Source organism: Enterococcus phoeniculicola ATCC BAA-412, from assembly GCF_000407505.1.
GTDB classification, from domain to species: Bacteria; Bacillota; Bacilli; order Lactobacillales; family Enterococcaceae; genus Enterococcus_K; species Enterococcus_K phoeniculicola.
Genome location: NZ_ASWE01000002.1, coordinates 829,935 through 852,745 on the forward strand (window position 1 = coordinate 829,935; position 22,811 = coordinate 852,745).

Annotated in this window: 15 protein-coding genes and 1 pseudogene; 4 read left to right on the plus strand and 12 right to left on the minus strand. The window is 35.4% G+C overall.

The window, feature by feature from the left end; genetic code table 11:
* Positions 1–74 precede the first annotated feature (74 nt).
* Positions 75–2,231, plus strand: a complete 2,157-nt coding sequence (locus tag I589_RS10540; RefSeq protein WP_010767449.1) for an amino acid ABC transporter substrate-binding protein/permease — start codon at positions 75–77, stop codon at positions 2,229–2,231.
* Position 2,232: 1 nt separating this feature from the next.
* Positions 2,233–2,970, plus strand: coding sequence for an amino acid ABC transporter ATP-binding protein (locus I589_RS10545; RefSeq protein ID WP_010767448.1), 738 nt, complete (start codon positions 2,233–2,235; stop codon positions 2,968–2,970).
* A 271-nt stretch (positions 2,971–3,241) separates the two neighbouring features.
* Here I589_RS10545 and I589_RS10550 read toward each other — a convergent pair whose 3' ends face one another.
* From I589_RS10550 to hemW, 9 genes are all read right to left on the minus strand, one after another.
* A complete protein-coding gene (locus I589_RS10550) occupies positions 3,242–4,336 on the minus strand; it encodes a glycerol dehydrogenase (RefSeq protein ID WP_010767447.1) in 1,095 nt (364 codons plus the stop codon).
* A gap of 226 nt (positions 4,337–4,562) precedes the next feature.
* Positions 4,563–6,695, minus strand: coding sequence for an ATP-binding cassette domain-containing protein (locus tag I589_RS17885; RefSeq protein ID WP_010767446.1), 2,133 nt, complete (start codon positions 6,693–6,695; stop codon positions 4,563–4,565).
* 67 nt (positions 6,696–6,762) lie between these two features.
* On the minus strand, positions 6,763–7,095 hold the full coding sequence (locus I589_RS10560) for a hypothetical protein (protein WP_010767445.1): 333 nt from the start codon (positions 7,093–7,095) through the stop codon (positions 6,763–6,765).
* A gap of 71 nt (positions 7,096–7,166) precedes the next feature.
* Positions 7,167–7,610 carry a hypothetical protein gene (locus tag I589_RS10565; protein WP_010767444.1) on the minus strand — a complete coding sequence of 148 codons (444 nt, stop codon included), beginning with the start codon at positions 7,608–7,610 and terminating at the stop codon, positions 7,167–7,169.
* 304 nt (positions 7,611–7,914) lie between these two features.
* On the minus strand, positions 7,915–9,075 hold the full coding sequence (dnaJ, locus tag I589_RS10570) for a molecular chaperone DnaJ (protein WP_010767443.1): 1,161 nt from the start codon (positions 9,073–9,075) through the stop codon (positions 7,915–7,917).
* 176 nt (positions 9,076–9,251) lie between these two features.
* Entirely contained in the window at positions 9,252–11,081 is a 1,830-nt protein-coding gene (gene dnaK / locus I589_RS10575) for a molecular chaperone DnaK (RefSeq protein ID WP_010767442.1), read from the minus strand.
* A 46-nt stretch (positions 11,082–11,127) separates the two neighbouring features.
* Complete coding sequence (gene grpE / locus I589_RS10580; RefSeq protein ID WP_051119760.1) at positions 11,128–11,730, minus strand: nucleotide exchange factor GrpE; 603 nt, start codon at positions 11,728–11,730, stop codon at positions 11,128–11,130.
* Between the two features lie 44 nt (positions 11,731–11,774).
* Positions 11,775–12,806: a heat-inducible transcriptional repressor HrcA gene (gene hrcA / locus I589_RS10585; RefSeq protein ID WP_034685137.1), complete on the minus strand. Its 1,032-nt coding sequence runs from the start codon at positions 12,804–12,806 to the stop codon at positions 11,775–11,777.
* A gap of 388 nt (positions 12,807–13,194) precedes the next feature.
* On the minus strand, positions 13,195–14,358 hold the full coding sequence (hemW, locus tag I589_RS10590; RefSeq protein ID WP_010767439.1) for a radical SAM family heme chaperone HemW: 1,164 nt from the start codon (positions 14,356–14,358) through the stop codon (positions 13,195–13,197).
* A gap of 903 nt (positions 14,359–15,261) precedes the next feature.
* On the opposite strand from hemW, the pseudogene I589_RS18795 reads away from it, so the two are divergent.
* A pseudogene (locus I589_RS18795) lies at positions 15,262–15,776 on the plus strand (transposase); the annotation flags it as partial.
* A 239-nt stretch (positions 15,777–16,015) separates the two neighbouring features.
* Here the strand turns inward: I589_RS18795 and I589_RS10595 are convergent.
* Entirely contained in the window at positions 16,016–16,969 is a 954-nt protein-coding gene (locus I589_RS10595; RefSeq protein WP_010767437.1) for a S41 family peptidase, read from the minus strand.
* A gap of 985 nt (positions 16,970–17,954) precedes the next feature.
* On the opposite strand from I589_RS10595, the gene I589_RS10600 reads away from it, so the two are divergent.
* Positions 17,955–18,440, plus strand: coding sequence for an MGMT family protein (locus tag I589_RS10600; RefSeq protein ID WP_010767436.1), 486 nt, complete (start codon positions 17,955–17,957; stop codon positions 18,438–18,440).
* Positions 18,441–19,744: 1,304 nt separating this feature from the next.
* On the opposite strand, the gene I589_RS10605 is transcribed toward I589_RS10600, so the two are convergent.
* Both I589_RS10605 and I589_RS10610 read right to left on the minus strand, forming a co-directional pair.
* Positions 19,745–20,980, minus strand: coding sequence for an MFS transporter (locus I589_RS10605; RefSeq protein ID WP_010767435.1), 1,236 nt, complete (start codon positions 20,978–20,980; stop codon positions 19,745–19,747).
* Between the two features lie 18 nt (positions 20,981–20,998).
* Entirely contained in the window at positions 20,999–22,651 is a 1,653-nt protein-coding gene (locus I589_RS10610) for a glycoside hydrolase family 43 protein (RefSeq protein ID WP_010767434.1), read from the minus strand.
* Positions 22,652–22,811: the final 160 nt, after the last annotated feature.

Consider the following 22,811-nt stretch of genomic DNA (forward strand, 5'->3'; position numbering starts at 1 on the left):
TTGCGAAAATCTTGTGTAATAGTTATGATTTAGCATATAATTTATAAGATATTGAGAAAATAGGAGGATAATTTATGAAAAGAAGAAATATTTTTCTCTCATTAATTTTAGCAATGGCAAGTATTTTAACTGTTACTTTAGGATATACTGCCCACGCTGACGAAAAAACATATACGATTGGAACAGATTCAACGTTTGCACCATTTGAGTTCCAAAATACAGATGGTGAATACACAGGAATTGATATTGACTTATTAACCGAAATTGCCAAAGATCAAAATTTCAAATTCAATTTAAAGCCTGTTGGTTTTGACAGCTCTGTCCAAGGGGTCCAAGCAAACCAGCTAGATGCAATGATTGCCGGCATGAGTATTACCGAAGAAAGAAAAGAAACGTTTGATTTTTCTGATCCTTACTTCGATAGTGGGATTCAAATGGCAGTTGCCTCAGATAATAATAAAATTTCAGGATTTAATGACTTAAAAGGACAAACCGTTGCGGCTAAGGTTGGAACACAAAGCGCTGCTTTTTTAGAAGAAAACCAAGAAAAATACGGCTATACAATCAAGTCTTTTGATGCAGCAGATGCTTTATATAGTGCAATTAACAGTAATACGGTACAAGCTATTTTTGATGATTATCCCGTGTTAGGCTATGCAATCAATCAAGGACAAAAACTAAAACTGGTTGGCGAGCCTCAATCTGGCAGTGCCTATGGTTTTGCAGTAAAAAAAGGACAAAATAAAGAACTGTTGGCAAAATTCAATGCGGGTCTGAAAAAATTAAAAGACAGTGGCCGCTATGAAGAAATTGTTTCTACTTATATCTCTAGCGGATCTAACGAAACGTCTACGGATAAAATGAAAAAAATTGAACCAAAAAAAGATTTGTACGTCATTGCCAGTGACTCTGCTTTTGCACCATTTGAGTTTAAAGATTCCGATGGCAAGTACAAAGGAATTGACGTTGACTTAGTTAACCGAATTGCCGAATTACAAGGATTCAATGTAAAATTCAATTTCATCGGCTTCTCCTCTGCTGTTCAGTCATTAGACGCCGGACAAGCAGATGGTATGATTGCTGGAATGACGATTACAGACGAACGAGAAAAAAACTTTGATTTTTCTGATCCCTATTTCCAAAGTGGTATTCAGATTGCTGTAAAAAAAGGGAACGATTCTATCCATTCTTATGAAGATTTAAAAGGAAAAACTGTTGGGGCAAAAGTCGGAACCGAGAGTGCTGACTTCTTAGCAGATCACGAAGAAGAATATGGCTATTCTATCAAATATTTTGATGCAGCTGATCAACTGTATGAAGGCTTAAAAACTGGAGCAATTGATGCTATGATGGATGATTATCCAGTGATTGGCTATGCTATTAGTCAAGGGCAGGAACTGGAAACGCCAATTGAACGTGAAACTGGTGGAAAATATGGGTTTGCAGTGAAAAAAGGACAAAATCCTGAACTGGTAGAAATGTTCAATGAAGGATTAAAAGAATTAAAGCGTACAGGCGAATATGATGAAATTGTTAATAACTATGTGAAAGATGGTTCAACGAAAAAAGAAAAAGCTGATGAATCAACTATCTTCGGTATTTTGAAAAATAATTATAAAGGACTTCTTACTGGGCTTTGGAAAACGATTGTATTAGCCTTGATTTCCTTTGTTCTTGCATTAATTGTTGGTGTTGTTTTCGGCTTGTTTAGCGTTGCACCTTCAAAAATTTTACGCGGGATTTCAACAATTTATGTTGATTTAATTCGAGGAATTCCGATGATGGTCCTTGCATTCTTTATCTTTTTTGGACTACCGAATGTAATTGGCTTTACGATTCCAGACTTTATTGCGGGCGTTATTACCCTGACACTAAATGCGAGTGCTTATATTGCAGAGATTGTTCGTGGCGGGATCAATGCTGTACCGATTGGTCAAATGGAAGCTTCTCGAAGCTTGGGGCTTTCCTACAATAAAACAATGAGTAAAATCGTCCTTCCTCAAGCAATAAAAATTATGATTCCATCATTTGTTAACCAATTTGTTATTTCTCTAAAAGATACAACCATCATTTCTGTAATCGGTGTGGTAGAATTATTACAGACAGGAAAAATTATTGTTGCACGTACGACACAAAGTACCTACGTCTATCTGATTATCGCTGTTATGTATTTAATTTTAATCACTGCATTGACGAAATTAGCAAAAGTTTTAGAAAAGAAGGTGAAATAAGATGTCAGAAAAAATTCTTGTTGAGCATCTTGTAAAAAAATACGGAGAAAACACAGTGTTAAACGATATTAACGTATCGATTAACGAAGGGGATGTGGTCTGTGTTATTGGACCTTCCGGCTCGGGAAAAAGCACTTTTTTACGTTGCTTAAATCGATTAGAAGAAGCAACTAGCGGAGACATCATCATTGATGGTGCTCATCTACTAGATAAAAGCACAAATATTAATCTTGTTCGCCAACACATTGGGATGGTTTTTCAACACTTCAACTTATTCCCCCACTTATCAGTCTTGGAAAATATTATTTTAGCGCCAATGGATTTAAAGAAGCAAACAAAGGAAGAAGCAGAAAAAAAAGCTGTTCAGCTTTTAGAAACAGTCGGACTAGCTGATAAAAAAGATATGTATCCAGATAACCTTTCTGGTGGACAAAAACAACGTGTTGCAATTGCACGTGCATTAGCAATGAATCCTGATATCATGTTGTTTGATGAGCCTACCTCGGCCTTAGATCCTGAAATGGTCGGCGATGTGCTTAATGTAATGAAAAAGTTAGCTGAGCAAGGTATGACTATGGTCATTGTTACGCATGAAATGGGGTTTGCAAAAGAAGTTGCCAATCGAGTTATGTTCATTGACGGTGGGAATTTCTTAGAAGATGGAACACCACAACAAATTTTTGAGAATCCCCAAAATGATCGTACGAAAGACTTTTTAGATAAAGTATTGAATATTTAATTAAAAGAGTTGAGCGCAAATGCGTTCAACTCTTTTATTAATTCTATATAGGAGAGTAGGCTGAATAAGTTTTAAAAAAGTGTTTTAACTAGATAAGATTTATTCAGACTGCTATCCTCATCCCTTACGAAGCATTCAAGTTCATAGTTCGCAGATTAAAAACAGGCAGTTACTACTGTGCTTCAATCTCGCCAAATGATAAGCTGGCACCACTGTCCTCCTCTGAAATCACTCTTTTTTCCCGGAGAGTGATTCCATTTCGTTTCCTTCTTTATTTATGTGCGGAAACCTTCATCTTTACATAGCTGTCTGTTGCGCGTATCGCCCAAAATAAATCATTTCCAGTGATTTTCATAGGCATTTGCTTCATTGTATCTTCACTATCAACTGTTTTTTCACAAAGACTCAGTAGTTCTTTATCTGACAATCCCAGACCAAGTTCATTTAGCGTTGTAGGCAAGCCAATCGATTGATAAAATGTAATAAAACGTTCCATCCGTTCTTCTGAGTCTCCTTGTAACATCAATTGTACTAGAGTTGAAAAGGCAACTTTTTCTCCATGTGTCTTTTTTTGAATTTCTCCTTCTATACTCGAAAAACTATTTTGTAATGCATGAGCTGCAGCTAGACCGCCACTTTCAAATCCTAATCCGCTTAACAAGGTTGTTGCTTCAACAACGGCTTCAAAGGCAGGTGTAACTGCTTGTGCTTCATTAGCCGCAATCGCCTGTTTCCCGTAGAAAAATAATGTTTCTTCACAAGTTTTCGCTAAAGCATGTGCAGCAATTGTTTGAGTGCCCCCAGCTAACGTTTTTCCATGGCTCTTAGCTACGGCCTCTGCTTCAATAAACGTTGCTAAACCATCCGCTATACCAGATTTCAGCATTCTTACTGGTGCGTTTACGAGTACGTCGGTATCTACAAAAACTAAATCGGGATTTTTATCATAGTAGTGATAGGACTGAAAAAAACCTTTATCATCATAAGTGACACTAATTGCTGAAGTCGGTGCATCAGTCGAAGCGGCTGTTGGAACCACTATCACGGGTACTTTTTGCTTATTTGCAACAGCTTTCCCAAAATCTATTGCTTTTCCCCCACCTAGTGCAATGACAAAATCAATTGCTTCTTCCCTGCAGACAATTGGATTTTCATCCTTGTTTGGAGACTGCTTATCCAATAAAATTATAGTAGTAGCAATTGCTTCTTTTTGTAAATTTTCATTAAACGTCTTTCCTATCATTTCCCAAACAAACGAATCAGTAACGATTATCGCCTGTTTGCCATACGCTGTTATCATCGCTAAATTTGTCTTAAGAATCTTTGGTCCTTGTACATATTTCCCTGGACTTGTAAATATTTTCACTATATCTCCACTCCTCTTTTCTATAATTTTTACACATCACCAGTAGAAAAACAAGAATGGGTACTACTCATTGTGAATAAAAAAACAAATTAGGTTCTTCTGCCTCAACCCCAATCTATCCAAGTATAACCTGCAGCCTACTTACGAATCTCATCGGTTATCTTAGTCAGACTGACTACTACTCGCAGAAGCTCACTACTTTTGTACATTTTTCTCCAATTTTTTATTATTCATTTAAGTATTTCTTTAAATTTCTTTGTTTCACACCCATCAATCCCCAACTAATTGAAATACTCAACATAATCAAAAGTAACAGAAAAATCACTCCAAGATTAAATGGTTCGAAGATATTCATAAATAATTGAAAATTAGCTGTTTTACTGAACCAAAGTTTATTTGCAGTATATGCAAGCATACACGCTAGGACAAAATAGATGAAAAAGAGGACTGAGTTTTCTATGGTAATAATTAACGTGATATCCTTTTTTCTAAACCCAAGACTATACAGGACTGCCAACTCCTTGCTACGGTTGTTTATATATCCTTTATTTAGAAAAGCTATTAAACTGCCTGTAATTAGCGCAATTCCCATGGAACCTACTATTAAAATTTTTACTAGATAAAAATAAATTGAAGCGAGTTCTCCATTCTTTAAATCCTCTTGTGAAACTAAATGATAGTATGGATATATCTTCTGTAACTCTTTTGACACCTCAGATAAATAGTTTGGTTTACTTACCTTAACAATCATCTCTGTATTCGCTGTTCCAACGGCATGTTTGTAAGAATCAAAATCTTTAATTATATTTTTATTAAAATTTTGAGTAGGTTCATTCACAGTCATCACTTTTTTATAAAAATCATACGATTCTTGTGTAAGGTAGCTAGGGAGGAAATCTTCTTGAAAATAACTTGTGTATATAGAGTACGTTGTATCCAGTGAGTTCTTATAGTTCGTGTTATAAACACCTGATACAGTATAGCCGACATGTTTATCGTTATTATTTTTATCTTTAACTTTTAAAAATATCTTTTTCCCAATAATGGTATTGAAATCTTCATTATTATTTTTTAATAGAACATATATATCGGGTATAACGACTTCATTTGTTTTATCTGATGGAAACTCTCCACTAAGTAATTCGATATTTTCTTTATTGTAGGCAGTCATCAATTCTTTGGGAACATAATTTTTGACAAAATCAAATGAAAGACTATCAATCTTATTCCCAAAATTCTCATATTTTTTAATACTATCAGAAAAATTTGAACTTGGATAAACCACATTTAATGTATTCGAATCTTTATCGTAATTAGAATAAACATCGCCTAAAGAAAGGTAGACCTTTTCTACATTTTTTATAGCGGATACTTTCTCTACATCTTCATCAGAAAACCCAATTCTAGTACCATCAAAAGAGCTTTGAATCCCTTTTTTGTTAAAATTTCTTATTTGTTTTTCAGTGATTTTTTGTGTATCTAAAAGAATAATTTGATCACCAATTCCTCTAAAAGCTTTTTTTAACGCCAGTGTCGAATTTGCTCTATAGGCGCTAAACCCTAAAATAAATATCGTTAAAATTATTATGATCGGAATAGCAAGATAAAATAGCTTCTTTTTAGTTTGCATTAAATTAGTCAGCACATATCTATTTATTTGTTTTTTTCCAGAATTATTTGTATTGATTTCAATCTCTTCTTTTGCATTCATCGTATTTCCCATACCTAGACTAGTAATCTTTTTTTCTTTTAGCTCAAATACGACATCAGATAGCTCAGAAATCGCAGAATCATGAGTAATGATAAAAATCAAAATCCCTTTATTTCTCAATTTGTTTAAATAATTCATTAGCTTCTCTGATGTCATACCATCAAGATTTCCAGTTGGTTCGTCTAAAAGTAGTATTCTAGGATCAGCAATCACAGCTCTAGCAATTGCGACTCTTTGTTTCTGACCACCACTTAACTCTGAGACATGGCGATACTTGAATTCTAAAATATCTAATTCCGTTAATACCAAATCAATTTCATTCTCTAAATACTCACCCGAAAGACAAATATTTTCATAAACAGTAAAATTACTCAATAGTTTATAATCTTGGAATACCATCCGAATATACTTTTCCCTTAGAATTGCCCATTCTACATTAGTTAGACTTGAAGCTTCTTTTCCAAATATTTGGTAAATTCCCTGATAATCTTTATCTAAACCAAAGAGGATATTAAATACTGTCGTCTTCCCACTACCACTTTCTCCCATTAAACTATATATTTTACTGGGATCATTTAAATTCATTGATATGTTCTCTAAAATCACTTTATCTTTGTATTTTTTTGTTAAGTTTCTAATCTTTATCATAAAACACCTCCGAAAAAAGAGCCCATTAATAATCGGCTCTCAAAAAAATATTTCTTATTATTGAAAATTATGCATCAAACCAAGGTGCATGATAAAATCGAGGAGCTATCAAAACTTGTCCTTGACGATCAAGTAACGGTTGTCCCCAAAAACTAGAAGAGCTAGATTGGTTAGGTCCTAAGGTAACATTTTTGTTCCCAATCCAAGCGCCACCAGCGCGAACTACTCTTAAAGAGTAATGTCCCGTTTCATTTTGTGCATTTGCAGTCCCTACGCTTGAAACACCATTTGCATCCCACTGCCAAGAAGATTCCCAATTGCCTTGAGCCGCATACACAGCTGAAGAAATACTAACAAAAAACATTACTGATACGAGTGCACCAAAATACTTCCTTTTCATGTTATTCCTCCTATAAAACAAACTTAGTTTACGGAAATATCCTATCATACAACGATAGGAAACGCTATCAATTATTTAAACAACTCTCTTTTTTCAGAATATTTAATAACATCTATATAATTCATTTTTGGATTATCTTTATATTTTACTTCGATACGATTTCCACTTACCAAGTAAATTTTATTTGGTGCATCTTTACTATCACTAATCTTTATCTTATCAATATTTTCATAGATTTTATCCGATTTAAGTAATGATTTGGTTTTCATTATATAAATATATAAGGAGTCTCCTTTTTGCACTGCGCCATAATTAGAAATTTTTTCAAAGGAATCTAAATCTGCTCTACCAGTAATAAATAACTGATTTTTTTCTTCTTTAATACGTACATTTTTTAAATTCTCGATAGACAGAATGACCCTTGTACTATTTTGATAAATCTTCCATCCAAAGAATAAACAACCTATTACTAGTATCACGACAGTTGAACGTACAAAAATTTTTTGTTTACTCATTTCAAGTCCCTCCTTATAATTTTATATATTTAGTGTACTACAATTAATCAATAAAAAGAAACTATTCTCTAATCTCATTTAAATACTACCTCAAATAAATATTGAAATCCAGAGAATTGATAAACACTATTTATAATTTACTTAATTATTCTATTTCAATATCTTAATTAATAGGTGTTAAATCTGAATAGTCAAACTCTTTCCGAACATTTGGATTTCAACGAAAAAAAGGGTGAAGCATAACTTAGAAAGTTATACTTCATCCTCTGTTCCGACCTTTTATAAATCATAGAAATACTTTTGATTATTTTTTCTTTTTACCACCAAAAGCATCTTTCATTTTATCGAAAAATCCTTCTTCTTGTTGTTCACTAACTTCTTGTCCACCAGCTTTTGCAAACGCACGTAATGCTTCACGTTGTTCTTCATTTAGGTTCTTAGGTGTAATCAATTTAACTTTTACATGTTGATCTCCAGTAGAACCGCCACGTAAACGTGGTGCTCCTTTTCCGCGAAGACGGAAATTGGTTCCGCTTTGTGTCCCCGCAGGAATTTTTAATTTCACATCGCCGTGTACAGTTGGGACTTGTACTTCATCACCTAAAGCAGCTTGAACAAAGCTTAATGGCATTTCATAGAAAATTTCAGCACCATCACGATCAAATATATCACTTTCCTCTACATGGAAAATGACATACAAATCACCATAAGGGCCGCCATTTGTTCCAGCTTCTCCTTGATTAGACAATCGCATTTGTTGTCCTTCTTCAACGCCTGCAGGCACGTTTACTTTCACTGAATGAGCTTTCTTTTCATGCCCAGAACCATGACAAGTAGGACAAGGTTCTTTAATTTCTTTCCCAGTCCCATGACATACATCACATGTTTGTCTGCTCATCACACGACCAAGCGGTGTTTGACGTTCCACATTAATCGAACCAGAACCATGACATTTATGACAAGTTTCTGGTTGCGTTCCTGGCTTAGCACCATTTCCGCTACATGTATGACAAACTTCTTCACGATTGTATTTAATTTCTTTTTCTACACCGAAAATTGCTTCCTCAAATTTAAGTTCTACCGTATATTGTAAATCGGCTCCTTGTCTTGGTGCATTAGGGTCGACTGTACGACCTCCACCGCCAAAGAAAGAATCAAAAATATCTTCGAATCCGCCAAAGCCGCCGCCGCTGAAACCACCGCCACCAAAGCCGCCAAAACCGCCGCCTCCATAGCTTGAATCTGTTCCAGCATGTCCATATTGATCATAAGCTGCTTTCTTTTGTGGATCACTCAATATTTCATACGCTTCAGAAACTTCTTTAAACTTTTCTTCTGCATCTGCTTCTTTATTAATATCCGGATGATATTTTTTGGAAAGCTTTCGGTATGCTTTTTTTATTTCATCATCCGAAGCCCCTTTAGATATTCCTAAGACTTCGTAATAATCTCTTTTTGTTGCCATAGGCTTTCCCCCCAATTAGTTTAAATAACCTTCTAGATTATTTACATCGTTGCTATCATATCATAGTTTCAAAAAAAGCTGAATACTTTAATGAAGGAATTTGTAATAACAGCGATTACTTCTCAAAAGAAAAAGCCAAAGGGGTGGCTTTGGCTTTCTCTAATCAGAATGATGAATTATTTATCGTCACCGTCTACTTCTTCAAAGTCAGCATCGACTACATCATCTGCTCCGCCTTGTGCTGCTTCTGGATTTTCTTGTGCTTGTTGTTGTGCTGCTTGTTCATACAATTTCACTGTTAGATTTTGTACGATTTCATTTAATGCATCACGTTTTGTTTTCATTTCTTCAATGTTGTTTGCTTCAACAGCAGCTTTTAATTCATCGCGTGCTTCTTCAGCTTTTTTCACTTCATCTGCATCGACTTTTCCTTCTAAATCTTTCAATGTTTTGTCAACAGTGAACAATAATGCATCTACATCATTACGTAAATCTACTTCTTCTTTACGCGCTTTATCTGCTTCTGCATTTGCTTCAGCATCTTTCACCATGCGTTCGATTTCTTCATCTGATAAACCTGAAGATGATTTGATTGTAATTTTTTGTTCTTTTTGTGTACCTAAGTCTTTTGCAGAAACATTTACAATCCCGTTTTTATCAATATCAAATGTTACTTCGATTTGTGGCACACCACGTGGTGCAGCAGGAATATCTGTTAATTGGAAACGGCCTAATGTTTTGTTATCAGAAGCCATTGGACGTTCACCTTGTAATACGTGAATATCTACAGCCGGTTGATTATCTGCAGCCGTTGAAAAGACTTGAGATTTACTTGTAGGAATTGTTGTATTACGATCAATTAATTTCGTGAACACACTACCCATTGTTTCAATACCTAATGATAAAGGTGTTACATCAAGTAAGACAACATCTTTAACATCACCAGTAATCACACCACCTTGAACAGCAGCTCCCATTGCTACTACTTCATCAGGGTTCACTGATTTGTTTGGTTCTTTTCCTGTTTCTTTACGTACTGCTTCAACAACTGCAGGAATACGTGTAGAACCACCAACTAGGATAACTTCATCAATTTCAGATTGAGATAATCCAGCATCTTTCAATGCTTGACGTACTGGTTGTTTTGTACGTTCTACTAAATCTTGTGTTAATTCATCAAATTTCGCACGAGTTAATGTCATTTCCAAGTGTAAAGGACCAGCGTCTCCAGCCGTAATAAATGGTAAGCTGATTTGAGTGCTAGTTACACCAGATAAATCTTTTTTCGCTTTTTCAGCAGCATCTTTCAAACGTTGAACAGCCATTTTATCATTTGATAAATCTACGCCGTTATCTTTTTTGAATTCAGCAACCATATAATCAATAATTTTATTATCAAAGTCATCTCCACCAAGGTTGTTATCACCTGCAGTAGATAATACGTCAAATACGCCATCACCTAATTCAAGGATAGATACGTCAAATGTACCGCCACCAAGGTCAAATACTAAGATTTTTTCATCTTTATCTGTTTTATCTAGTCCATAAGCTAACGCTGCAGCTGTTGGTTCATTAACAATACGTTCTACTTCAAGTCCAGCAATTTTACCAGCATCTTTTGTTGCTTGACGTTGTGCGTCATTGAAGTAAGCTGGAACAGTGATAACTGCTTTTTCAACTTTTTCACCAAGATAATCTTCAGCGAATCCTTTGATATATTGTAGAATCATCGCAGAAATTTCTTGAGGCGTGTAAGATTTTCCTTCCATTTCCACTTTAAAGCCAGCTTCACCCATATGACGCTTGATTGAACCAATTGTATGTGGATTTGTCACTGCTTGACGTTTTGCAACTTCCCCTACTTGGATTTCGCCGTTTTTAAATGAGACAACTGATGGCGTTGTGCGATTTCCTTCTGGGTTTGTGATAATTTTTGCTTCTCCACCTTCTAATACTGCTACAGCAGAGTTTGTTGTTCCTAAGTCAATACCGATTATTTTACTCATAATAAAAGTCTCCTCACATTAATTTATTTAATTTTTATATAAAGCACTATTGTGCAACGATAACCATAGAAGGTCGTAGTACACGATCATGTAGTTTATAGCCCTTTTGCAGAACCTCTACAATTGTTTCAGGTGCAACATCTTCACCTGCTGGAACAGTTTGAACCGCTTGATGCAGATTAGGATCAAACACCTCTCCACTAGCGGGGATTTCTTCAATTCCTTCGTCTTTTAAAGCAAAACGCAGGCTTTCAAGAACCATCTCCACTCCTTTTTTCAAGCTGGCTCCTTGGTCATCGCTAACCTCAGTAGCCAAGGCACGCTCCAAGTTATCAAGTGCAGGCAATAGTTTCTTCCCTAAATCCTGTGAACGATAGCGTTGCAACTGCTCACGTTCATTTTTGTTTCGATTGCTCATATTGGCCATTTCTGCACGAGCACGCAAGAACTTATCTTCCATCTCTGTCAATTCAATTTTTAAAGAATCAACTTCTGATACTTCGATCACTTCTTCAGGAGCTTCAACGGTTTCATCTACTTGCTCTTCTGTTTCAGGGGTTACTTCGTCTTGAAGTTCTTCCTCTTTTTTCTTTTCTTTCAAAATTCTGACTTCCTTTCCCAATGGATTCTTCGATTTCCATCGAATCATTCAATCTATAATTCAAGGAATTACATCCTTTATAGCGTAATTGTCTATTCTAATGAACGATAATACTCAGCAAGTTTTGTTGCTAACTCATTGCGAAAAGTATCAACTAAGCCGAACATTTTTGAATAAGGCATACTTGTAGGTCCAAGTAAGGCAATGGTTCCACGTCCATGCTCTTCGATTTCATAAGTTGCTTGAATCATACTCATGTTTTGGAGTAATTCATTTCCTATCTCTGAGCCTATACGAATTTGGATATTGCCATCCATTGGTGCTAATAGTTGTGTTAGCTCTTCTGAATCCTTCATAAACGAATACATAGATTTAAACTGGTTTAAATCTTGCTGCGGCTCAAAATTCAACAGATTCATCTTGCCGCTGACATAGATTTTTTCCTCAAAAGCCTGTCCAAAAACAGATTCAAATAAATCTAAAATTCCTTCTGTGGTTTGGAAATACTTATGCAGAATCATCGGAATTTCTGTCCGTAGCTTATGATAAACCGTTAAAAGCGGCTGCCCAACCAGTTTATCATTAATAATCTGCACCATTTTTTCCAAATCAGGACTGCTTATAGAAGTAGGAATGGAAAAGACCTGACTTTCAACGTTTCCTTTGTCCGTCACAATAATCGCAATAATTTGTCGATCATTTAGCGGAACAATTCGAAAGCCCGTCAATTTTCTTTCTTTAATCTCAGGTCCCAAGGAAAAAGCTGTATAGCTTGTAAGACTCGATAGAATCTCAGCAGATTGGCGGATGATTTCATTGATTTCATGGAATTCCTGACCAAACGATTGATGGATTATTTGCAAATCATCTTTATTTACACGAGCAGGCTTCAATAAGTAATCAACGTAATAACGATAACCAGCCATCGAAGGAATCCGCCCGGAAGATGAATGTGTTTTTAATAATAATCCGTTGTCTTCTAAACTCTTCATTTCATTTCTAATTGTTGCAGAGCTAGCCTGGATACCATCTTCCATCAACTTTTTTGATCCAACTGGATTGCCGTTGCTTGTATAATTTTGGATGATTAGACGCAAAATATTTTTTTGTCGTTGTGTTAACATCGCTTCATCACCTCTCATTAGCACTCCTAGTTATTAAGTGCTAACACAATTATTAATATAGCAAGTCTTTCTAAATCTGTCAAGAAAAAACTCGATTTTTTTAGCACTCTGTACACGAGAGTGCTAATTTGTTTCCAAATAGAAAAAAGTTGTCGTTGGAAACTGATTATCACCTCTTTCATTTCTTCTTTTTTGCGTTATTTTTTATTAAAGTTTAGCAGAAAAACTCTTTATAATAAGGTATAGATTTCTAGATTATTACTAAATTTTAGGAAAGACTCGATTATTTTATCTAATAAATCCTTCTACAAAAAAGAAGCTCCTTCAGAATCAAAGGACTTCTTATTTTTTAAGATTTTCTTAACAAAGCAGTTAATAGAAAACGATTCTAGTCTAATAAAAATTTTTCAAACACTTGATTTCCAATAAATAGACCTTTCTTTGTTAGTTTTACAAAGTCATTCTCTTCTATTATTAGCTGTTCATTTATCAATTGCTTTATCACGTCTTCATAAATATCCATTAAGTCAACGCGATATTTTTCGTAAAATACTTGTTTGGAGACTCCAGCTTTTTTTCGTAACCCCAGAAACATTTCTTCTTCCATTTGATTCTTTTTTGTTAATTCTTCTTTTTCAAGAATTGGCAATTTACCTTCTTTTAAAGGCTTCAAATAACGTTTAATAGGACCATGATTCTTATAACGTGTCGTACCAAGATAGCCGCTTGCCCCTGCGCCAATTCCATAATAATTTTCATTGTTCCAGTATATTAAATTATGCTGACTTTCTTTTCCTGGCAAAGCAAAATTGCTCACTTCATATTGGTGACGTCCTGCTCGTTCCATAGCGTCAATTGTTTCTTCAAACATTTGACTTTCAATTTCTTGATCTGGAAGCTCTAGTCTCCCCTGTCTCACCCAATTCATAAACATTGTCTTATTTTCTAAAATCAACGAGTACAACGAATAATGAGGTAAATCAAGATCAAGTGCACGTGTTAATGTGTCTCGAAAGCTCTCTATTGTTTGTCCAGGTAATGCATAAATCAAATCAATACTCACATTATGAAATGCTTCTTTTTCAAGAAATGTCATTGTTTGATAAACATCTTCTGCGGTATGTTTTCGACCAATTTTTTTTAATAATTGATTATCAAAGGTTTGAACTCCCATTGATAAGCGATTCACACCATAGTTTTTCATTACCTGAAGCTTTTCTTGAGTTAAATCACCAGGATTTGCTTCAACGGTAAATTCATTGCTCTCATTAAAAGGCAAACGATCCCTCACACCTTGCAGTAATCGATCCAACTGTGCCGCGGATAATGAGGTTGGCGTCCCCCCGCCAATGTAAATCGTCTTTGTATCTTCATTCGGATGCATTAGGCGAGTCAAATCGATTTCATCAAGCATTCTGCTAATGTATTCATCCACAGGCTGTCCTTCAATAAAAACTTTATTGAAGTCACAGTAGTAACAGATATGTTCGCAGAACGGTATGTGAATATACGCTGATACCTTGCTACTACTGGTTTTTATACTTTTTTTCATGTTGTCTTTGAACCTCCAAAATCAAAATCCGTACCACTTTTTCATATAACTATCTACACGCATGTCTAAGATAACTGCATTTTTTTCATAAATGCCCATCGTAAACTTATTGTTCCGATGTATTCTCATCTTATTTTGTATTGCGTGATTTATTTCAATATGATTCAAAATAATTCTCATAGACCGATTATCCAAATTAAAATCCCACTTTGTAAGTAAAAATTTCGGTGCTTGTCTCTCGCTTTTAAACTTTTGACATTTTCAACTCACCGATTTCTTTTTTATTTTTCGGTTTCGGATATTGATAACGTTGAAACATGCGCTTGTAAACACCTACCACCTTTATCCGTAATTGTGAAATGACCTTTTAGACACTCTACTTCGTATTTCATAATAACTAGCCTCCGTCCTCAATTGAACAACCGGATAGCATAGTGTATGAAAAGTGAACATAAAACAGACAATCAGGTGAAAAATTTTATATTTTTCACCTTACTATGTTCACGGTTCATTTTACCATATTTTCCCTTCATATTCTTGAATTTCTTGCGGCTGATAGGCTCTAGTATCCATTTTCATGTTTCTTCCATTCTAAAAACTTTGCAAATCCTTTTACATTTATCCAAACCAATTTATGTGTAGAATTTATGACAGACTGATTGAACTCATACTTTCTCGCTCTTTACTCTCCTCTATCAATTTTTAGAATATTCTCTTGTCAATAGCCGTAATTTTTTGACTAGAAGGACTAGAATATAAAAAAGAGGATTGATTTTACTCCAATCCTCTATTATTTAGCTTGTTCACTAAATCCTCATTTCCCCCCCTCTCACAACAAACTTGTCTATAAAAATTAACATGGTTAATACACACTCCCGGTAACAATCTTCATCGTATCGTCCACGATTTCATGTGATTCAACAACTGAGTAGAACCTTTAATAATCAAAAAATTCAGACAATGAATCAACTAAAAAAGTGATTCCATTGCCCGAACTATCGCAAGTTAAAAAAATATTGGTGGACGCTTTTAAAGAAACATAAAAACATAAACTACAGTGCGCTCAAACAGTTTCCTCTCTTTCAAAAGAGATATGTAACAGAATCAGAGGTTTTGGATCATCTCCTAGGCGTGGATTCTGACCTTAGAGAAAGCTATAAAATTTTTCAAGAACTCTACCTTTGAAAATAAGGATTATGAGGGCTTCTTTACTTGTATTGACCAACTGCCTACGCACTTGAACAAAGGATTCAAAAAAGCCATTTGTAACGCCTTGATATACAGCTATTCTAAAGGGAAACTAGAAGAAAAAAAATAACCTAATTAAAGTAATCAAACGGATTACTCTTGGCTTTCGAATATTTCGCCATCTACGCCTGCGTATTCTTGTCCAACAAGGTCTCTGTGAACTCATTTAAAAAACAAAAAAGAGAACACCGAAATGTTCTCAATTTTATGGCTTAATTTAAAAACAACCCCATTTGACAAAGAGCCCTTTATACAAAGAAAGTGGAAGAGAAATTGAGAATCTATTCCAGACAGCTTAGGCTAAACAGTAAAAATTGGAGTCAACTGATTTATTTTAAAACTTTGCAATATAACCAATACATCCTCTAAAATGAATGTACTCACCAAGTTACGCATGTTTGACAAAGAGTTATTTTTTATTAATAAGGCTTTTTGCATCTAACATCGGATCTTCTGAATGAATATCAGGTAAAATAGGAACATTACTATAACTCGTTCCCTTGCGATCTTCAATAGCGGCATTAGTTATTTGCATGACTGAGCCATCATATAAATTTATTTGAATATTCGATGATGTATATCCTGCTGTTTCAGTTCCTAAAAAAGTCACATTATGTATTCCTTTAAAACATAAAACTGTTATTTCCCCAGAGCTTCCAGTTCTATCGTTTATTAGAATGGCAATAGGGATATCAGTAATTTTTTTGTGATTTTCCATTGTAACCTTCGTTCCACCATTTATTACTGAACCGTTTTCTAGTGTAAGTGGTGTCTTCATGTTATCCCTATCAACAAAATTTAACAGATTTCCCTCTGGCAATAATGAGGATAAGCCTGAAATCATGGGTCCCAAATCTCCACCTGAATTGTCTCTGAAATCCAAGATAATACTGGTGTAGCTTGAATTAATTAGAGGGTCAGCTAAAGTATTAGCATATTTTTGCGCTTGCTCGGCATTACCAGAAAATGGAGGGATAGTGAGAATTAAACTATTATCTATTTCTTTAACTGTTGGAAGTATAAACTCATCACTATTTACTTTATTTAACTCTTCACCAGTAAGAATAAATGAGTGTTTTCCACCAGCTATTTTCAAAGCCTCTTCTAATAATGGTACGGCTTCTTCATAACTAGTGACATTCAGTAACTTAGTTTGGATTTCTTCTTTTTTAGTGGCCCATTCGTTTGAATTAGCATATAATCCTATCTGATCCATTTTGTTTAATGCTAGCTCACCATACTTTTTCGGTGTTGGGGGAACTAGGTAAAGATTGTAATTAGGTCCATAAATGTACACCAAAGCTACTATTGATACTACAAGTATTAAAAATAGTGCGCCAATCCATTTGATTGTTTTTTTCATTTAATTAACTCTCTTTCTTCTTTCTTAAGATAAATTAGTACCATATGTCTTCATTTCATCCTCATTAAATCGTTTTCTAGATGATATCGGTTGGGGAGGCCGGGATAGATGAGATTAGCTTTAAGAAACAAGTAGGTACTGTGCATCATCGGAAGTGTTACTTTGTAATTTTCAGCAATAAGCAGATCTTCATGAAAATGACCAGAAACACCAAAGATTGTCTTTCAATGTTGACTGATTTCTACTCGTTGCTCCTTAAATCTTTGGGACTAGGGAGGCAATTATATGTCTATTTCCTTCAGAAAGAGTGTGTCAACTTATTTCCAGAGCCTTCAACTCAATTATGTACCATGCGTAGAAGATGATGAGAGCGAAGCGAAGTGGAGATGAGTTCCTTCTCTTCCCTTTATTAAGATTTTACGAAGTTGGGTGACATAAGTCCCTTACAAAAAACATGAAATGACGAGATTTTGTTCATTTTATGTTTTTTGGGTAAAACAAAAGAAATACAAGCAGACGCCCATCCTTCCAGCTTAATCCTGAAAGGATCATATCCAAGTTATAACATTAATCAACTCACATTGGACATAAGTACGTCATTCGTCATTTGACTCAAAAGAAAATGGTTGTGTTGCAAAGTTTTAAAATAGATCAGTTGACCTCAATTTTTACTGTTTAGCCTAAGCTGACTGGAATAGAATCTCAATTTCTTCTACTTTCTTTGTATAAGTTGATTGAAAGCTATTGCCATAAGGAATGTTTTTGGCATAGCTATTTTCTTACACTTATTCTTGACTCAAAGAAAGTGATCACGTAGCAGCTGCTGAAGATATTTTTTTACCTATACCCTATTTTTACATAGAAAGGATAAAATTTAAAGACTTGATTCGTCCTTTTCGTTCTTCCATATCACTGTTTAAAAAAATCAAATAGCCAACTCCAGCCAAATACTAAATTGATAATTACTAATGCTGGAGGAACTATCATGTCTAATGAGAAAACTAAAAACTTCAACCAGATGCTCCATGAGAACAAAGGGATGCCCAAATTACAACTGATTATCGATAAAAAATCCATCGAAAAATATGGCGGCAACCGCATGTTCTTTGCGCCTCCCAGTTGGTATGATCTTCAAATGAAACGTGTTCCGACCGGACAAGTCATCACTACTGGAGAGCTTCGGCAATTCTTCGCCACACAGAATGACGCCGATTTCACCGACCCGATTACTGCCGGTATTTTCATCAGCATCGCCGCTTGGGCTAGCTATCAGCGGGAAACAGATCTCACCCCCTACTGGCGAACCCTCAAAGCAAATGGCGAACTGCATCCCAAGTATCCTGGAGGTATCGAAGCTCAGATTAAATTGTTAGAAGCTGAAGGACACACTATACGCCGTCGTGGTCGCAAAAATTTTAAGTACTATGTGGAAAATTCTCAAGCTTCCCTCTTCGATCTATCGGCCAACTAGCTACTCGAAGAATATAAACGTCAAAAAAGAAAGAGCTGGTCAATGACAGTCACTAGTATCTTTATTTTTTTTAGAAGTTTTGATTTTGGTGGTTTTTGGTGTTGACTTTGGAAAAAGCTATTCAAAGATTAGCAAGTAGAGGTTCATGGTATGATTGACAAGAAGAAGCAACTTTTTTCTATTGAAAGCTATTCATAGGAATTGTTGGAGTACCAGCTTAAACTACTGGTAAAAATGGAGTCGTACTATGTACTTTCAAACTTTGCAACAGAATCATATTGATAAAGTATTTACTTTTGTATCTGCTACTTTTTAGTTCAATATTTTTTCTTTATTATTTATACAGCATTAATTCATTACAGACTTTCTCACTAACTATTTGCTGAAATCTGTACAACGTTAATATAATTAACAACGATATTGTACCAAATAGTACGTATTCATCATTTTTCTCTCCATTTTCACTTAACACATAAAAACCTGTAAATCTTGCCGTGTAGGCAGTTTACAGGTTTATCTTTGTCTATTAAAAAAAGTGAGTAGGCTATGATTTTAAAGAAAAATCAAAAGTCACAGTAATAACAGCTATATTCACAGAGTGGAATGTAAATACAGGTTGAAACCTTGGTACTACAAGGTTTATCACTTTTAATGCTATTGACTATTAAGATTCCATCACAGTTGACTTTAATGTTATTCAGGATACATTGTTAAATTGTCTTCTAATAGACTTAAGATATCCTTTCGGTCGCTTTATTTGTTAGAATAAATGTTTACTCCGATATCCTTGTCGATTTTTAATAACCACTTCTAAGATGATCAGATAGTAATTTTTCATTCCTATAATATTCCGATTTAGAAAACGTTTAAGTATATGAATGAGTTAGTTTGAACCTAGCTGTTATATAGGTATAAAATCCTTGTTTTGTACGTAATTCTTCATGTAGCAACTGTTTAATATTTTTTTCTCAACAATTATAAAATCAGCATTCTTAGGATAGATTCTAAACTTTTCTTAAATAGTGTCTTTTAAATATTAATTCACTGTATGAACATAGCAAGAAAAGAGCACAAAATGGTAAAAGTCTTATTCATTTTTTGAGCATCTTTTATGAACTGCCGCTAAAATATAAATTGATTGATCTGCTTATCGTCTTTCATAATTTTACCTGACTGTTCTATAAATTAGTAGCAAAGCATAAAGTCTGCCGATACATTTGAAATTTTTTAGTTACTTTTTCAACTTGCCTGCTGATTTGCTTTACTACATAGAGTTCTTTATCAATTAAATCATTCCAATCAAATTACCTTGCAACAGATTTAATGGATAGGATGCACAAGCCTCCGATTGCTGAGAATATAAATGAGACAATAAAGATTGAAGAAAAACTAAATTGAGAAATGACAAAGGCAGCTAATACAGGTGCGATTGCTTGCGTCACAGTATTTCCCAAATTGTAGATGCCTAAGAAGAAGGCCACACGATTTTTATCTGGAATAACTTCTAAATTCAGTAAATTATCCAATGAATTCCAAATACCCATGCCTAAACCTGCCGCAAAGCCATAGATCAGAATCCCCAGATCATTTTGTAGGAAGAACATACTGAGTGCTCCAATTCCCAATGAAATAGTGGAAAGACCAACCGGCAATTTTAAAACCTTATATTTATCTGACAAAGGACCTGCAATAAAGCCCATCGCGATTCCGAATACCAGCATGATCATATTGATTAATTGGATTGATTGCTGTGTAGCTGCTGTTTCCTTATGCAAGAAGTCAGTCATAATGAACAGCAGATATCCTGTGATGGAAAAATTACCCACGCCTTGAAACAACTTGCCAATTAAGGCTAAATAATAGTCCCGTCCAACCTTCCATCTAGGAAATACTTTCATCGCCGCTTTAAACGAAATTTTTTCCTTTTTTTCAGGTTCAATTCGCTCTTCAGTTAAATTTGAAGGTTCACGCACGATGATTGCAGCAATAAGTGTGCCTACAAAAGTCATGATTCCAAAAATAATAAACCCTAATCGAAATTGTCCTAAAAACATTGCTGCAAAAATGGTAAAGCCATTATTCCCCAATGCCATACCTAATCCACCATACGCACCTGATGCTGTTGCTTTTCCATTTTCTGGCGCAAGATCTAGCCAAGCAACCATTGGTGCAACAATAAAGTTCAAGGCGATTTGGCCCAGCATCCAACTCACCAGCAGAAAAGGAATACTATTGGCTGTTGATGCAAGAATCATGGAAAGCATAAATACGGCTGCCCCACCAACAAGCCAAGGTGTTCGTTTACCAAATCGGGAACGTGTACGATCAGAAAGATACCCCGCAACCATATTTGAAATGGCCGCTACCACCATTCCACAAGTTGAAAACAGTGCGACTAATTGGATTTTGTTCTGTGCATCCAGTTGCTGAATCAATGCTGGTAGAAACAAACTTGATGCGGCAATGTATGGTCCGAGCCAAGAAGCTGGTCCGATAATCAAACCTGGAATTAGACGTTTTAAAGATACAGTTGTATTCATTTTTTTCTCCTTTCAAATCTAAACATTTGTTACATAGTAATAATCAAAATCAGCATATGAGTCCCGTTGATGTGCATCGACTGAACCAATAAAGTTGAATAACGCTGTGAATCCGCCAATCTCTCCTGGCTCCCCGTTTACCCCTTCATCGGACAAGTAGGTTACATCGACATCGTCAACAAAACGCTTCCATTGCTCATCTGATTGTCGATACATCAATGTTGCGATTCCTTGGTCATAGTTGATTTTTAGCTCGATTTCATCATTATTCACTACTAAGCGATGATTACCGTACTCAATCCGTTCTCCTAATTTTGCTTGTAAAACAGTCAGAATCGTTGCTGACTGTTCTTCTGAATAGGTCAGATGTAGATACAGCCAATTATTCGAATCATAATAAAGTCCTATACCAGCAGTTTCTGAATAATGATCTGGTTTAAAAGACAGACTAGTTTGAACCTCGTAGGAAAATGATGTTGCTCTTGTTGCCATAATTGCTGGATTTATCTGTGAGAAGAATGAATTTTCCCCATGAATCCTTAAGTATCCTGGTCGTTCAGTCGTATTGACCCATTTATCTTCTTGATTGCGATAAGGTGTCATAAAGCTCAGACTATAGTTTCCATCGAAATCATCCCGTACATCATAAGCATTTTCTTTCAAAGGTAAAGAATCCTCAGGACCTTCAACTTCCATCTTCGCAAGGTTAGAACCATCTGCCAATTCTATCCAATCCTCTTCAGTCCAACGCATTTTTTGAATCGAAGTTTCACGCCCCAATGGATTTAACAGTGTTCCTTCTAACGGTCGCGACATCAAATGCGAGATGTACCACTCACCTGTTGGCGTCTCTACTAACGAACCATGGCCTGCTTTTTGCATCATAGAATTTGGATTGTACATTTCAAAATGTCCCGCATCTGGATCACCTAGTGAAAATAAGTGTCTCGGAGAGGATGTAAGAATTGGTTCTCCTGATGGATGTGGCTCATAAGGACCAAAAACATCTTTTGAACGGCCAATTTCTACACCATGTCCATACCCAGTACCTCCAGCGGCAATTAATAAGTAGTAGTAATCTTTCCGTTTATAAATCTGAGGAGCTTCTGCACAACCGCGTGTGGTAAATCCATGATTGATCCGATGCCACTCTCCTATGATTCCACCATTTTCTAAATCCACTTCAGCAATCACAATATGCCCCGGTGCTTGATAGCCTTCACGAGTTTCCCACTCTAGGATTGCCAAATAGTGCTTGTCCTCTTCATCATGAAAAATTGCTGGATCAAAACCAATAGCAGTTAAAAAAATTGGCTCGGACCAAGGTCCTGTAATGTCGTATGCCCACATGGCGTAAGAATCCGAGTTAAATTCACGTCCTGCCATATTAATCATGTGAGAGTATGCTAACCAGTATTTTTTCGTAACAGCATCATAGGATAAATGCGGCGCCCAAATACCAGCAGGTGTATTCGTTCCCCTTAGATTCACTTCATCTTTTTTTAGTACATAATCAATAAGCTCCCAATTCGTTAAATCCTTTGATTGAAAGAGTTGGATTGCTGGATTCCAGTGGAATGTCGATGTGGCAATATAATAGGTATCCTCTACACGAATAATTGAAGGATCTGGTGCCATTCCAGGGATTATTGGATTTTGAATCGTTGTCATTAAATCTCTTCTCTCCTTTGTTATTATTGTGAGCGATTACAAACCTAAAATTGAATTGTGATCGCTTACTTTTATTTGTGTATTTATCATAAAAGATTTAGAACGATGGTTATATATCAAAAATCAGACGTTTTTTACCTTTTTCCGTAAAAAAAGACCC